This is a genomic window from Longicatena sp. 210702-DFI.1.196 (assembly GCF_020563125.1).
GTDB classification, from domain to species: domain Bacteria; phylum Bacillota_I; class Bacilli_A; order Erysipelotrichales; family Erysipelotrichaceae; genus Longicatena; species Longicatena caecimuris.
Genome location: NZ_JAJCPX010000055.1, coordinates 1 through 14,404 on the forward strand (window position 1 = coordinate 1; position 14,404 = coordinate 14,404).

12 protein-coding genes and 1 other annotated feature are annotated in these 14,404 nt (G+C 38.8%); of the genes, 11 read left to right on the forward strand and 1 reads right to left on the reverse strand.

Annotation, left to right across the window (positions count from 1 at the left end; all coding sequences use genetic code 11):
• Positions 1-55: 55 nt before the first annotated feature.
• Positions 56-709 carry a hemolysin III family protein gene (locus tag LI241_RS14695; protein ID WP_008688711.1) on the reverse strand — a complete coding sequence of 218 codons (654 nt, stop codon included), beginning with the start codon at positions 707-709 and terminating at the stop codon, positions 56-58.
• Positions 710-994: 285 nt separating this feature from the next.
• Between LI241_RS14695 and LI241_RS14700 the strand changes: the two genes are divergently transcribed.
• The 11 genes from LI241_RS14700 to LI241_RS14750 all read left to right on the forward strand — a co-directional run bounded on the left by LI241_RS14700 (position 995) and on the right by LI241_RS14750 (position 14,320).
• Complete coding sequence (locus LI241_RS14700) at positions 995-3,925, forward strand: chromosome segregation protein SMC (RefSeq protein ID WP_008688710.1); 2,931 nt, start codon at positions 995-997, stop codon at positions 3,923-3,925.
• Complete coding sequence (ftsY, locus tag LI241_RS14705) at positions 3,925-4,893, forward strand: signal recognition particle-docking protein FtsY (RefSeq protein WP_008688709.1); 969 nt, start codon at positions 3,925-3,927, stop codon at positions 4,891-4,893. Before LI241_RS14700 ends, ftsY begins: the two co-directional genes overlap by 1 nt.
• A complete protein-coding gene (ylxM, locus tag LI241_RS14710) occupies positions 4,890-5,207 on the forward strand; it encodes a YlxM family DNA-binding protein (RefSeq protein ID WP_008688708.1) in 318 nt (105 codons plus the stop codon). The genes ftsY and ylxM overlap by 4 nt, the downstream gene beginning before the upstream one ends.
• A 16-nt stretch (positions 5,208-5,223) precedes the next feature.
• Positions 5,224-6,420, forward strand: coding sequence for an acetate/propionate family kinase (locus LI241_RS14715; protein WP_008688707.1), 1,197 nt, complete (start codon positions 5,224-5,226; stop codon positions 6,418-6,420).
• A gap of 1 nt (position 6,421) precedes the next feature.
• The gene (locus LI241_RS14720) at positions 6,422-7,372 is read left to right on the forward strand and encodes a bifunctional oligoribonuclease/PAP phosphatase NrnA (RefSeq protein WP_008688706.1); all 951 of its coding nucleotides are present in this window, start codon (positions 6,422-6,424) and stop codon (positions 7,370-7,372) included.
• 320 nt (positions 7,373-7,692) lie between these two features.
• Positions 7,693-10,776 (forward strand): DNA polymerase III subunit alpha, encoded by a 3,084-nt coding sequence (gene dnaE / locus LI241_RS14725; RefSeq protein ID WP_227151399.1) that lies wholly within the window; start codon positions 7,693-7,695, stop codon positions 10,774-10,776.
• A 245-nt stretch (positions 10,777-11,021) separates the two neighbouring features.
• Positions 11,022-11,096 (forward strand) — a sequence feature (ribosomal protein L21 leader region).
• A gap of 12 nt (positions 11,097-11,108) precedes the next feature.
• The gene (rplU, locus tag LI241_RS14730) at positions 11,109-11,420 is read left to right on the forward strand and encodes a 50S ribosomal protein L21 (protein ID WP_008688704.1); all 312 of its coding nucleotides are present in this window, start codon (positions 11,109-11,111) and stop codon (positions 11,418-11,420) included.
• A 4-nt stretch (positions 11,421-11,424) separates the two neighbouring features.
• Positions 11,425-11,742, forward strand: coding sequence for a ribosomal-processing cysteine protease Prp (locus LI241_RS14735; protein ID WP_008688703.1), 318 nt, complete (start codon positions 11,425-11,427; stop codon positions 11,740-11,742).
• 2 nt (positions 11,743-11,744) lie between these two features.
• Positions 11,745-12,029 carry a 50S ribosomal protein L27 gene (gene rpmA / locus LI241_RS14740; RefSeq protein WP_008688701.1) on the forward strand — a complete coding sequence of 95 codons (285 nt, stop codon included), beginning with the start codon at positions 11,745-11,747 and terminating at the stop codon, positions 12,027-12,029.
• Positions 12,030-12,103: 74 nt separating this feature from the next.
• Positions 12,104-13,393, forward strand: coding sequence for a GTPase ObgE (gene obgE / locus LI241_RS14745; RefSeq protein ID WP_008688699.1), 1,290 nt, complete (start codon positions 12,104-12,106; stop codon positions 13,391-13,393).
• A gap of 171 nt (positions 13,394-13,564) precedes the next feature.
• Positions 13,565-14,320 (forward strand): exodeoxyribonuclease III, encoded by a 756-nt coding sequence (locus LI241_RS14750; RefSeq protein WP_008688697.1) that lies wholly within the window; start codon positions 13,565-13,567, stop codon positions 14,318-14,320.
• Positions 14,321-14,404 lie beyond the last annotated feature (84 nt).

Here is a 14,404-nt window from a genome sequence, read left to right on the forward strand (position 1 = left end):
AGAGGTGTAACCTCATAGACTTGTCAATTCAGTCTATTTCGTTACAGCCTCTTTCCTACATAATAAAGACAATTGCTATGAAATGCAAAATACTGGCGATATTAATACAAATATGCCAATAAGAATGAAAATATTTATGTTGTGGTTTGCCATAAAAGAAGGCGCCAATGGTATACATGATACCGCCAGCTACGATCAACCCTAGAAAGAGTGGCGTTACATTCTGGATGATTGCAGGCATAAATAAGAGTGCTGTCCATCCCATAATCATATAAATCGTCATAGACAATTTCGGATAAGATTTTGAGGATAATGCTTTTAATAAGACACCGCCGATGACGGCACACCATTCAATACAAAGAATGGCAATACATTCCCAACCGCCGATGACACATAAAGCAATAGGGGTATAACTACCGGCAATCGCAAAATAAATGCAGATATGATCTAGCTTACGGAAAACATATTTATGATCGCTACCAAAAGGCATACAGTGATATAAGGTAGAAACGATAAACATCAAAAACAAACAAACTATGAAAATGGAAACACCTGTCGAACGCAAGGTTCCACCAAGTTCATATGAGTATACAGCTGCGGCAGGAAGAGCGATAAGACAAAGCAATGCCATGATTCCATGGGTCACACAATTGGCAACTTCTTCTCCTAATCCCAGTTTATACATATCACGCATGGATTTTTCTTCCATGAATGCATCACCTCCCATGAAGTTGTTACCTATTGTAGCACAATTGTATAAAAAGCTCAACGAAGGTTGTCGAAGAAATATTTATTTAGCGCTCATATAAAGAAGTGTCCTCTATATGAAACACATTTCCGTAAGAGTGCTGATTGAAAAAATGTGGGAATCTTAAAATATCTTGTAAGACATGGGAAAAATCATGATATAATAGAAAACGGTATAAAAAGCAGATTCGTATTTTAGTAATGATTATTTATCAGACAATACGTGACTTTTTGAATGGAGGCACCTATGTTTTTAAAACGAATAGATCTGCAGGGATTTAAATCCTTTGCGGATAAATCCATCATCACCTTTGATTCTGATGTCATTGGTATCGTAGGGCCAAATGGCTGCGGAAAAAGTAATATCAATGATGCCATTCGCTGGGTGTTGGGGGAGCAAAGCGTAAAATCACTGCGTGGGACCAGTATGAGCGATGTTATCTTTAATGGCTCAACAGAACGAAAACCGGTAAATATGGCTGAAGTGACCTTGGTCTTCGATAATTCGCGTCACATTATGAATGTCGATTTTGAAGAGGTTGAGGTTACCCGTCGTTTGCATCGTCAAAGCGGTGAAGGCGAATATTTCATCAATAAGACACCATGCCGTTTAAAAGATATCGTTAATCTTGTGATGGATACTGGATTAGGAAGAGATTCTTTATCTATCATATCACAGGGAAATATTTCAGCTTTTGCGGATGCAAAGCCTGAAGAGCGAAGAGCTTTATTTGAAGAGGCAGCCGGTGTGGCTAAGTATAAGAAACGTAAAAATGAATCGTTAGGCAAATTAAATCGAACACAGGAAAATCTGTCTCGTTTAGAAGATATCATTATGGAATTGGAACGTCAGGTGAATCCTTTAAAGCGGCAGGCAAAGAAAGCGAATATTTATATTGAGAAAAAAAGTGAACTAGAAAAGATTGAGGTTAGTGTGTTAGTGGATGAGATTGAAAAACTGCACACGCAGATGGAAGAGCTGAAAAAGAAATCTTTTGATTTAGACACACAAAAAGCGATGCATGAGACAACGATTTCCGTAGAAGATAATCAAAATAGTGAATTACGGAATGAGATGTATCAGTTGGATCGTGAAATCACCAAATTACAGGAAACTTTTACGAAATTAAGTGAAGATGCCCGTATGTTGGAAACGCGGAAGATCGAAATGGATGAAAAGCGTAAATATGCGTTGGAATTTGCCAGTAATGCAGAGAAAGCGAAAGAATTAAAAGCAATGATGGAAGAGGCTCATTATGAATATGAGGATCGTTCTCGCCGTTTACAAGACTTGGAAACGGATATGGCATTGCGTAAGGAAGAAATGACGAAATGTGATAATGATATTTCTTATTGTTTGCAGGAAAATCAACAGGCGAATGCCATCTTGAATCGCTTGCAGAATCGTAAGGATGTATTAGAAAATTTAGCGCGTCAGCCATTTAATCATCAACAGGCGGTCAAGGCAGTACTAGATGCAAATTTAAATGGTATCTTAGGGGTAGTATCCCAACTGTTTAAACCGCAGATGAATTATGAAACGGCAATTTCAAATTCATTGGCTGGAGCAATGTATCATATTGTAACAAAAGATGAGGCATCTGCGCGGCATGCAATTTCTTTTTTGAAAAAAAATCAGTCAGGTAGAGCAACCTTTTTACCTTTAACTGTCATGAAACCACGCTATATGAATAAAGAACATCGCATGTTGGCTGAAAACTGTGAAGGATTCTTAGGAATCGCGAGTGAATTTGTTGAAAATGAAGAACGGTTTAACACCTTGCGAGATGCATTGTTTGGGAATGTCATTGTGGTGGACCAACTGGTGAATGCGAATGAGATTGCCAAGGTGTTGCGCTATGGCTATAAGATTGTAACGCTTGAAGGAGATATCGTTAATAAAGGGGGAAGTATGACAGGTGGACGTACTCGTAATCAAGCAACTCCTTTAACGATACAAAAAGAATTGAATCAGGTGTTGCAAAGCCTAGATGGTCAAAGCATGAAAGTAGATGGCTTAAAGAATCAGCTAACAGCTTTGCAAAGCAAAAAAGAACGCTTGCGTACCGATTTTGTGCAGATGCAGATATCCAGTGCGCAGCTAGATCCTATCGTTAAGGCAAAATGGGCGAAATATGATCGTTTAAAGGCGGATTACGAGCAAATTGCCCCGCAGGAAGATTTAGCAGATAGTGCGCTGATGGAAGATGATATCGTCGTCAAGCTTTCCGCGGTGCATTCTAAGATTGATGATATTACCTCACAGATGAAGAGCAAACGTGAACGTCGTTTAAAAGCCGGAAACGAAGTGGAACGTAAGGATGGACAGATTCGCCAATTACGTCGAGAGCTTAATGTGTTACAGAATGAAATGCGCGAAGTAGAAGTCGCACAAGCTAAAGCTGAAACACGGTTAGAAACAAGTATGGAGCGTTTGAGTTCTACTTATGAAATGACGTTTGAATATGCGCAGAGCATGAAATTAGATACAGATATGGAGGAAGCTCGCAGACGTGTTGTCGTGTTGCGCCAGGAAATTGCGGCGTTAGGAAATGTAAATTTAGATGCGCCGAAAGAATATGAAGAGGTGAGTGAACGCTTTACCTTTTTATCGAAACAGCGCGAAGATTTATTGGCGGCAAAGGATAAGATTCTTACCGCAATCGATGAGATGGATGAAATCATGATCAAACAGTTTAAAGAGATGTTTGATAAGATCAATGCGCAGTTAAATGATGTTTTCCGAGCCTTGTTTGGCGGTGGTAAAGCTAGATTGTTCATGGTGGATCCACAGGATGTGTTAAATACCGGCATCGATATTGATGTCCAGCCTCCAGGAAAGACCGTACAAAATATTCGCCTTTTCTCTGGTGGTGAAAAGAGTTTGATTGCGATCTGTGTGCTCTTTTCTATCCTAAAGGCGAGAACGATGCCACTGTGCATCTTTGATGAGGTAGAAGCTGCTCTTGATCAGGCGAATGTTGAACGATTTGCCAAATACATTGGGCAATTCCGAGGAGAGAGTCAGTTTATCGTAGTGACTCATCGTCCGGGAACAATGGCGCAATGTGATGCATTATATGGGGTTACCATGCAACAAAATGGTGTGTCGCAGCTGTTAAAAGTTAAGCTGCAGGATGCAATTCATATGATTGATAAAGAAGAGGTGAGTGCATAATGGGAATTTTATCAAAATTAAAAAATACATTTTCATCCAAGAAGGATGGTGATCGCTATCTAAGTGGTTTAAATAAATCAAAAAAATCGTTTTCTGAACGTATTCGCCGTTTAGCAGTGGGATTTGCTGGTGTTGATGAAGCGTTCTTAGAAGAATTGATGATTGTCTTGCTAGAGGCAGATATCGGTATAAAAACAGCTCAGAAAATTGTTGATGAAGTAGAAAATCGTGCAATGGATCGGAAATTGAAGAAATTTAATGAAATCACCGATTGTCTGATTGAAGTTATGCGAGATATGTATTGTGCAAAAGAGGACGCTCCTTTTCATAAAAATACAGATGGTCCTACGGTGATCTTAATGGTTGGTGTAAATGGCAGTGGGAAAACAACCACCACGGCTAAACTGACCAAACGTTTTCAAGAAGAAGGAAGTAGTGTTGCTTTGGCGGCAGCGGATACATTCCGCGCAGGAGCGATAGATCAATTGGCAACCTGGGCCCAACGCTTAGATGTGCCTTGTATCAAGGGACGCGAAGGCGGAGATCCAAGTGCAGCTTTAGTGGATGCGTGTCGCTATGTGAAAGAACATCAGATTGACTATTTGATTGGAGATACAGCAGGAAGATTGCAGAATAAGGCGAATTTAATGAAAGAGCTGGAGAAAATGCGCCGTGTTATTGAACGTGAAATTCCTGGTGCGCCGCATGAAGTATGGTTGGTGTTGGATGCAACAACCGGACAAAATGGTATCTCACAGGCACAGATTTTCTTAGAAACGACCAATGTGACAGGGATTATCTTGACGAAACTTGATGGTACGGCAAAAGGTGGCATTGTCATTGCGATACGTGAACAATTAGGTCTGCCTGTAAAATATATCGGTTTAGGAGAAACGGTGGATGATCTTCGTCCGTTCGATATTGATTCTTACTTATATAGCATGTGTGAAGGATTATTAGAAGAATGATCGAAAAAACCGAAGAGATGAACGCACTGCTTGATTTTTATGAAACACTTTTAACCGAGAAACAAGCAGAAGTGATGAAATTATATTATCAAGAAGATTTTTCACTTTCGGAAATTGCGGAAACGTTAGCGATTTCGCGCTCAGCAGTAAGTGATCATATGAAACGCAGTTCTTTGATCTTACAGGAGTATGAGAAAAAACTTCATCTTGTGCAAAATTATGAAACAAGAATCAAAATCTATGATAAAATAAAAGCAGTCGGTGATGCAGAAATCTGTACACTGGTTGAGGAATTAGAAAAATTGGAAAATTAGCAGGAGGAAAGCAGAAATGTCTAAAATTATTTCAGTGAACGCAGGTAGTTCATCATTAAAATTCCAGTTGTTTGAAATGCCATCTGAGACGGTATTAACGAGTGGTATCGTCGAAAAAATCGGTTTTGAAGATGCGATGTTTACCATTAAAGTAGATGGTGAGAAAATTAAAAAAACATTGCCTATCCCAGATCATACAAAAGCAGTGGCTTTATTGTTGGAAGCTTTGGTAGAATATAAGATTGTCAATAGCTTAGATGAAATCGTTGGCGCAGGTCATCGTGCTGTACATGGTGGAGAAATCTTTAAAGAAAGTGTACCTGTAACAGATGATGTAGTTGCTAAATTTGCATCTTTAAATGACTTAGCACCATTACATAACCCAGCTGGTTTAGTTGGTTATAACGCATTTAAAGAAAACCTGCCAAGCTGTAAACATGTGTTCGTTTTTGATACGGCATTCCATCAGACAATGCCAAAAGAAAGCTATATTTATGCATTGCCAATGCGTTATTATGATGAATATAAGATCCGTCGTTATGGTTTCCACGGAACTTCTCATAAATATGTATCCTTACGTTGTGCAGAATTAATGAACAAGGATGTGAAGGATACAAAGATCATTACTTGTCATTTAGGAAATGGCGCATCGATTACTGCTGTAGATGGTGGAAAATCTATTAATACATCCATGGGCTTTACGCCATTGGCTGGTGTGATGATGGGAACACGCTGCGGTGATATTGATCCTGCTATCGTTACGTATGTCATGAAAAAAGAAGGATTAACTCCTGATGAAATGGATACGGTTATGAATAAGCAATCAGGTATGCTAGGCGTTTCGGGCATTAGTTCTGATGCACGTGATATTGAAGATGCTTGCAAGGAAGGCAATGAAAGTGCCATCTTAACAACGGAAGTATATGTGAATCGTGTTATCAATACAGTAGGTGGCTATTATGCACAGCTTGGTGGTGCGGATGCTATCGTCTTTACTGGTGGTATTGGAGAAAATGATACGAATATTCGCCGTTTGGTATGCGAACGTTTGAAGGATGCATTTGGTATCGTCTTAGATGAAGAATTGAATGCAAAAAGCCGTGGAAAAGAGCTATTATTATCAAAACCAGAAAGTAAGGTTCAGGTGTGGTTGATTCCTACTAATGAAGAACTGATGATTGCGCGTGATACCTTTGCATTGTTAGGTGAATAAGATGTATCAAGCACTGTTTGATTTAGTTGAGCAATATGACATTATCACGATATATCGTCATGTTTCTCCAGACAGTGATGCCTTGGGTTCACAGTTTGGTCTCAAACAGTGGATTCAAGATACATATCCCAAAAAGCAGGTATATGCTTTAGGGTCGAGTGGAAGCGGTTCACGTGACGGCAATTTTCCCGCAATGGATGTTGTAGATGATGAAACAATAACACAGAGTCTCGCTATTATCTTGGATACGGCGAATAGTGCCCGTGTGGATGATGAACGCTTTCTAAACGCTGCCTATCGATTGAAAATAGACCATCATATTTATGTCGAAACATTTGCCGATGTAGAAATTATTCAGGATCTGAAAGGTGCTACATGTGAAATATTAGCAGATATGTTTATGCAAAAAGGTATTCGTATATCTGCACTGTGTGCACAATATTTATATGGTGGTTTAATTGCTGACACTTTACGTTTTTCTATTTCAACCATGACACCAGATACGTTCCACGTGGCTGCTTATTTATTAACATGTGGTGTGGATGTAGCTAAGGCAAATGAAGACAATTTTTCGACAAGTCTGCGTCTATATCGTTATGAAAATTATATTCGTGCGAATTGCAGTGTCTTAGAAGAGAAATTAGCCTATATGATCGTATCCAAAGAAGATTACGAGCATTATGGACTGACGTTTGATGAGGCGAAGGAAAAAGTATTTGTTATGGGCGGTGTACAGGAATTTGAAGCATGGGCCTTATTTATTGAAAAAGAACGAGATGCTGATGGTAACGCAATCTATAATGGTAGCCTGCGCTCTCGCCAAAAAACGATCAATGATATTGCCAATACTTATCATGGTGGCGGACATCGCTTTGCCTGTGGGGTTAAGGGATTAAAGAAGGATGACATTAATCGCTTATTACAGGACTTATTAAAACGCATTGATGAATAAATAAAAAGTCTTGAAACTGTTGTTATGTAGTAGTATAACGATAGTTATAAGACTTTTTTCATGTTTTCTGTACTTTAGAAACTATTTAACTACCATTTTATGAGTGAACTTATGATGAAATTCCCTGCCAAATGAAAAGGTAGAGATAAGTATGTGTATTCCTTACGTTATAAAGACGTAGTATGTGCATACATGTAATGAAAAGGAAATCTAAAAGGTTAGAAAAATGATATTCTCAATGTAATCTTTAGGAAATCTGTGGAAGAGGTTCAAGTTTTCTTTTATACATGATAAAATATAAGAATGAAAGAGGTGATGTCATGAGTGTACATCTGCATGTGCGCAGCTGTTATACCTTGCTGCAAAGTACGATGACCATACAAAAGATCGTTGACAGTGCTAAGCGGTATGGCTATCATGCGGTAGCACTTTGTGACAAAGAAGTTATGCATGGAGCCATGGCCTTTTATCATATGGCTAAGAAAGCTGATATTCAGCCAATCTTTGGTATGGAAGTAGAGGTGGCTGAAGAAGAGGGAATATTTGGCTTTATACTATTGGCCAAAAATGATGATGGTTATCAAGCGTTGATGAAATTATCTACAATGCTAAATACAAAAGAACGGAAAGAACAGTTAACAATGGAAGAGTTGTTAACGTATACGAAAGATTGTGTCGTCTTAACAAATGGTGACCAAAATCAGATGGAAACATATCTCATAAAAGAAGAGATGGAACATTTGGCAGCCTTTTTGCAACGGTGTAAGGAAAGTTTCGCGACTTTCTATGTAGCAATCTCTCGTAACGACAGCCCGTTATTACGACAAAAGAACCGACTTTTAAAAGCATTATGTCAACAGATGCAAATACCAACGACGGCTTTATCTCGTATATATTTTGATGAAGCGAAAGGTGAAGAAAGCTATAAAACACTATGTGCTATCAACCAAGGGGTATCTTTAGATGATAAGATGCTGAATTATAGCCCAAAGCGATATTTCCGCTCGAAAGAAGAAATGGTAGAACTATACGATGAAGATGATCTGGCAGCCAGTGATAAAATTGCTCAGATGTGTCATGTTGAAATGAAATTTCCAAAGGCCATTTTACCTAAATTCAAAAATCGTTATGGTATGAGCAGTGAGGAATTCTTACGCAGGCTTTGTCATAAAGGACTTGAGAAAAGGATGCAATATCAGAAAATCCCATCTGTTTATGAGCAGCGTCTGCGTTATGAATTGGATGTTATCATTTCTATGGGATATGCAGATTACTTTTTAATAGTCTGGGATTTTATCCGTTTTGCAAAAACGCAAGATATTTACATTGGGCCAGGCCGTGGCAGTGCTGCCGGTTCATTAGTCGCCTATTGTTTAGGAATTACTCATGCCGATCCGATTCGCTACCATTTGTTGTTTGAGCGTTTTTTAAACCCTGAACGTGTTTCTATGCCGGATATCGATACCGATTTTCCAGATGATCGAAGAGATGAAGTGATCGCCTATGTGCATGATTTATACGGAGAACATCATGTGTCACATATTATTACATTTAATACCTTGGCTGCAAAACAGGTACTTCGCGATGTAGGAAAAGCGATGCAAGTTGCCCCAAGACAGATTGATTTGTTATGTAAATTAGTACCAAATCGGCCCAAAGTAACTTTACAGGATGCTTATCAGGAACGTGTGAAATTCAAACAAATGATCAACAGCGGTGAACAAATGCGGAAGCTGTTTGCCATTGCTTTGCAATTGGAAGGTTTGCCGCGTCACTCCTCTTTGCATGCTGCCGGTATAATTTTAAGCAATGAGGATATTTCTAATGTTTGTCCATTAATTGATGTAGATGAAGGAACGTGTGCCACACAATTCACGATGGAGTACTTGGAAGAATTGGGACTTATCAAAATGGACTTTCTGGGATTGCGTAATCTGACCATTATTGATGAAATTGTCCATCAGATTAATGCGAAAGAGAAACGTTTAGATATCATGCATATCCCTTTAGACGATGCGAAAACGTATCAGCTCATTCGATCAGTAGATACGGTCGGAGTCTTTCAATTAGAAAGTGAAGGGATGAAAAATTTAATCCGTAAGATGAAACCGACTTGTTTTGAAGATATTGTGGCTACGGTAGCACTTTTTCGACCTGGACCGATGGAAAATATACCTCGCTATTTGGAATGTCGTACACATCCTGAAAAAGTAGATTATCTACATCCTGATTTAAAGTCGATTTTAGAAAACACTTATGGCGTTATGATTTATCAGGAACAGGTCATGCAGATTGCTCAAACAATGGCTGGCTTCTCACTTGGCAAAGCGGATAACTTGCGAAAGGCGATATCAAAGAAAAAAGGTAAGGAATTACAAAGTTTACGAGAAGATTTTGTCGAAGGTGCTAAACAAAAAGGTTATGAAGAGAGCTTGGCAATACGTGTCTATGAATTGATCATGAAATTTGCGAATTATGGTTTTAATCGTTCACATTCTGTTGCTTATGGTATGATTGCTTATCAGATGGCGTATTTGAAAGCCAATGCACCTTTGTACTTCTTTACCGCTTTGTTGAATAGTGTGATAGGTTCAGAAACTAAGACGAGTGAATATGTTTTTGAAGCAAGAAAACGACATATTGAAATATTGTTGCCATCAGTAAATCAAAGCAGCAACCAGTATGAAATAGAAGGCAATGCATTGCGCTTTCCTCTTGTTGGTATTAAAGGTATTGGCAATGCGGTATCTAATGTCCTAATTGAAGAACGTCAAAAACGTGGGAACTTCAAAGATTTCTTTGATTTTGTGGCGCGTATGGAAGGGCAAAAGCTTGGTAAAAAAACAATGGAAATGCTGATATTTGCCGGGGCATTGGACGAATTCAAGATCAATCGCAGTTCTTTGTTAGCATCTTTAGATGATGCAATACGTTATGGAGATCTGGTGAAGATTGAGGATCAAGATCAAATATTATTTGATTTTGAATTAGTAAGCAAGCCGGCATTAACTTCTTTAAAAGAAAATGCGGCACAGCGCGCTGAACGTGAAAAAGAGATGCTAGGCTTTTACTTATCTGCTCATCCGATTACGGCATTGCGTGATAAAATGCAGCAAGGTTTGGTGCCTTTAATTGCATTGACCTCACATTTGCATTCTTATGTGAAATTCATTTGTATGGTTGAGCGTACCAAACAGTTCCGTACAAAGAATGGTCATTTAATGATGTTTGTGGTAGGAGCTGATGAAACAGGGAAGTTTGATTTGGTTTGTATGCCAAATATTTATGAACTACATGCTGATGATCTAATCAAGGGGAATTATCTGTATGTGGAAGGAGTTGTTGATAAAGAAACCTCCTGCTTGGTCAAGAAACTAACACGTATACAGAAGGATGAGGAATAAGGCTAGCTTCATTCGTTAGGAAGTAAAGGATTGGCGATACAGAAGTAAACGCAATGTTTATTATGTTTGTTAAAAAAGATTGCAACTATTGTAGAATTATCTCAAAATGGATTGCATGCGTATTAACATCGTCATATCGAATTGATAAGTAAAGAATGAAAGAAAAAATTAGGAAGGCATGAAAGAAAAAAACTCTTGTTAATTATTAGAGTTTATGATAACATATCTATGTTGTATGTCCTCTTTTGGATTTACAACCGCTCAAAACAGGGTTTAAGCATGAGAAATCATCACCTTGCATGGCGAGTCTTAAACAAGAAGGAGGTGCGATTATGTACGCAATTATTGAAACAGGCGGAAAACAGATCCGTGTAGAAGAAGGTGCAACAATCTTCGTTGAAAAATTGGATGTAGCTGAAGGAGAAACAGTAGTATTTGACAAAGTTGTCGCTTACTGCAACCGTGCACTGCGCGTTGGTACTCCATATGTAAAAGGTGTAAAGGTGAATGCTAAAGTTGAAAAACAGGGCAAAGCTAAGAAAATCATCATTTACAAGTACAAAGCAAAAAAAGGAAGCTCTCATCGCAAACAGGGTCACCGTCAGCCATATACAAAATTAACAATCGAATCTATCGAGGCTTAAGAATATGGTAAACGTCGAGGTTAAACGACAGTCGGATTTTCTACAGGAAGTGCTGATTCATAATCATGCAGAATATGGCGAACATGGTCAAGATCTTGTATGTGCCGGAGTTAGTTCTATCGCGGTAGGAATGCTGAATGTTTTGGACCAAATGACGAAACATGACGTGTGCGAACTTGTCATGAAAGAAGCATATGTAAAAATCAGTTTAAAACAGAGAGATGAAACGGCAGAGCTTTTACTAGAAGCGATGCTGATTCAATTAAAAACTCTGGAAGAAAATTATCATAACTATATTTCAATACATGATCAGGAGGTGTGAGTATGAAATTCGTATTAGATATTCAGTTGTTTGCATCTAAAAAAGGTGTTGGTTCTACAAAGAACGGTCGTGACTCTGAGTCAAAACGTCTTGGCGCAAAATTAGCTGATGGACAATACTGCCACGCAGGTTCTATCATTTATCGTCAGCGCGGAACGAAAATTCACCCAGGTACAAACGTTGGGAGAGGTGGAGATGATACCTTATTTGCAAAAGTAAATGGTATCGTAAAATTCGAGCGTTTAGGTAAAGATAAGAAAAAAGTATCAGTTTACCCACAGGCTTAAGAATAAAAAATCCCCACATGGGGATTTTATTTTTGAATAAAGTTTGTTTAAAAAATAGATAAGGAGGTGTGCAAATGTTTGTAGACCGTGTAAAAGTACATGTAAAAGCGGGAAAAGGCGGTGATGGTATCGTTGCTTTCCGTAGAGAAAAATATGTTGCCTATGGTGGGCCAAGCGGTGGTGATGGCGGTGATGGCGGTGATGTTGTCTTCATGGTAGATGAAGGGAAAACAACATTGTTAGATCTTCGTTATAACCAAAAGATTGCGGCTGAGCCAGGTGGCAAGGGAAAAACAAAGAAAATGCATGGAGCACGAGGTGCGGATTGTGTTGTTAAAGTTCCATTAGGAACGATTGTAAAAGATATGAAGAGTGGTAGGATCATTGCTGATCTGACCCATAAAGGACAACGAGAGGTTATTGCCAAAGGTGGTAAAAAGGGCAAAGGAAATTTTCATTTTAAATCAAGTAAAAATACGGCTCCTCAATATGCAGAACTAGGTGCGCCAGGAGAAGAATTAGATATCCAAGTAGAATTAAAGGTGCTAGCCGATGTTGGTTTGGTCGGTTTTCCATCTGTAGGAAAATCAACACTCTTATCCGTTGTATCAAAGGCACGTCCAGAGATTGCAGAGTATCACTTTACGACCTTAGCTCCGAATTTAGGCATGGTTCAAGTACCGGATGGACGTAGTTTTGTTATGGCAGATTTGCCGGGCTTGATTGAAGGTGCAAGTGAAGGTAAAGGATTGGGGCATCAATTCTTGCGTCATATTGAACGTTGTCGCGTGATTATCCATGTAGTTGATATGGGCAGCCATGATGGCCGTGATCCGCTAGAAGATTATAAGATCATAAATGAAGAGTTAGCAAACTATGAATATCGTTTGATGGAACGTCCTCAGATTGTTTTGGCGAATAAGATGGATCTAGAGAAAGCAAAAGAAAATCTAGAACGTTTTAAAAAGGCCTATCCTGAGGTAGAAGTTTTTGAAACGACGACGATTATCGCGGAAGGTTTGGAGCCGGTATTATATCGGGCAGCTGATTTATTAGAAACTACACCACAATTTCCATTATTCAATGATGCAGAAGTGGATGAGGAAGCCGAAGGTGTCTTATATAAATTTGAACCCGAAAAACCAGCGTACGAAATTCGCAATCTTGGAAATGGTGATTGGGAAATCGTTGGTGATGAGATTGAACGAAGCTTTAAGATGAGCAAACTGGATAATGAAGAAGATTTCATGCGTTTTGCGCGTAAGATGCGTAAGATGGGGATTGACCAGGCATTGCGTGATGCGGGATGTCAGGACGGCGATACCGTTGTCATCTGTAATATTGAATTTGAATTTATGGAATAAACAGAATGTCGGTGATGATCTGCAGACTTTCATGTCTTGCTACATCACTGACTTTTTCATATGAAAGAAAATATATTTAGGTAACATGGAAACGCAAGATGTTTGGTTAAACTACTAGTAATTTTCTATGAAATCCGTTATCATAATGCTATGTGATGGAGGTAGATGTTTATGAAGATGGTATCATGGAATGTCAATGGAATCCGTGCCTGTATGACAAAGGGCTTTATGGATTTCTTTCAAGAAATAGATGCAGATATTTTTTGTATTCAAGAAACGAAGATGCAACCGGGGCAATTGGATATTGTAACACCCGGATATTATCAATATATGAACAGTGCAGATAAAAAAGGATATAGTGGAACAATGGTGTTTACCAAAGAAAAGCCAATAGCGGTGACCTATGATCTGGGTATTGATGAACATGATCATGAAGGACGTGTCATTACCTGTGAATATGAAAACTTTTATCTGGTTTGTGTGTATACACCGAATTCAAAAGATGGTTTATTGCGTTTGGACTATCGTATGCAATGGGAAGATGATTTCCGCGCATATCTGAATGCATTAAAGGAAAAGAAAAGTGTGATTGTTTGTGGCGATTTGAATGTAGCACATAAGGAAATCGACTTAAAAAATCCAAAGACCAATCGTCGCAATGCCGGTTTTACTGATGAAGAACGAGCGAAGATGACAACGCTTCAACAGAGTGGCTTCATCGATTCTTTCCGTTATTTATATCCAGAGCAGGAAGGCATATATTCATGGTGGAGCTATCGCTTTAAAGCGCGCGAGAAAAATGCCGGATGGCGCATTGATTACTTTTTAGTGAGTGAAGATGCCAAAGATAAGATACAGGAAGCAAGTATTCATACAGATGTATTTGGCTCTGATCATTGTCCGGTTTCACTTGACATTGACTTTTAAAAGTTCGTACGAAAGTACGGCTTTTTTTATATGTGTGGCGGGCATGCCACATATCTAGGGTGAAAATCCCTCGGGGCGTAGTTA

Coding starts and splice junctions, on each gene's coding strand:
- rplU (WP_008688704.1), top strand. CDS start 11,109: ATGTACGCAATTATTGAAACAGGCGGAAAACAGATCCGTGTAGAAGAA.
- LI241_RS14720 (WP_008688706.1), top strand. CDS start 6,422: ATGTATCAAGCACTGTTTGATTTAGTTGAGCAATATGACATTATCACG.
- obgE (WP_008688699.1), top strand. CDS start 12,104: ATGTTTGTAGACCGTGTAAAAGTACATGTAAAAGCGGGAAAAGGCGGT.
- ftsY (WP_008688709.1), top strand. CDS start 3,925: ATGGGAATTTTATCAAAATTAAAAAATACATTTTCATCCAAGAAGGAT.
- LI241_RS14750 (WP_008688697.1), top strand. CDS start 13,565: ATGAAGATGGTATCATGGAATGTCAATGGAATCCGTGCCTGTATGACA.
- LI241_RS14715 (WP_008688707.1), top strand. CDS start 5,224: ATGTCTAAAATTATTTCAGTGAACGCAGGTAGTTCATCATTAAAATTC.
- LI241_RS14735 (WP_008688703.1), top strand. CDS start 11,425: ATGGTAAACGTCGAGGTTAAACGACAGTCGGATTTTCTACAGGAAGTG.
- rpmA (WP_008688701.1), top strand. CDS start 11,745: ATGAAATTCGTATTAGATATTCAGTTGTTTGCATCTAAAAAAGGTGTT.
- dnaE (WP_227151399.1), top strand. CDS start 7,693: ATGAGTGTACATCTGCATGTGCGCAGCTGTTATACCTTGCTGCAAAGT.
- ylxM (WP_008688708.1), top strand. CDS start 4,890: ATGATCGAAAAAACCGAAGAGATGAACGCACTGCTTGATTTTTATGAA.
- LI241_RS14700 (WP_008688710.1), top strand. CDS start 995: ATGTTTTTAAAACGAATAGATCTGCAGGGATTTAAATCCTTTGCGGAT.
- LI241_RS14695 (WP_008688711.1), bottom strand. CDS start 709: ATGGAAGAAAAATCCATGCGTGATATGTATAAACTGGGATTAGGAGAA.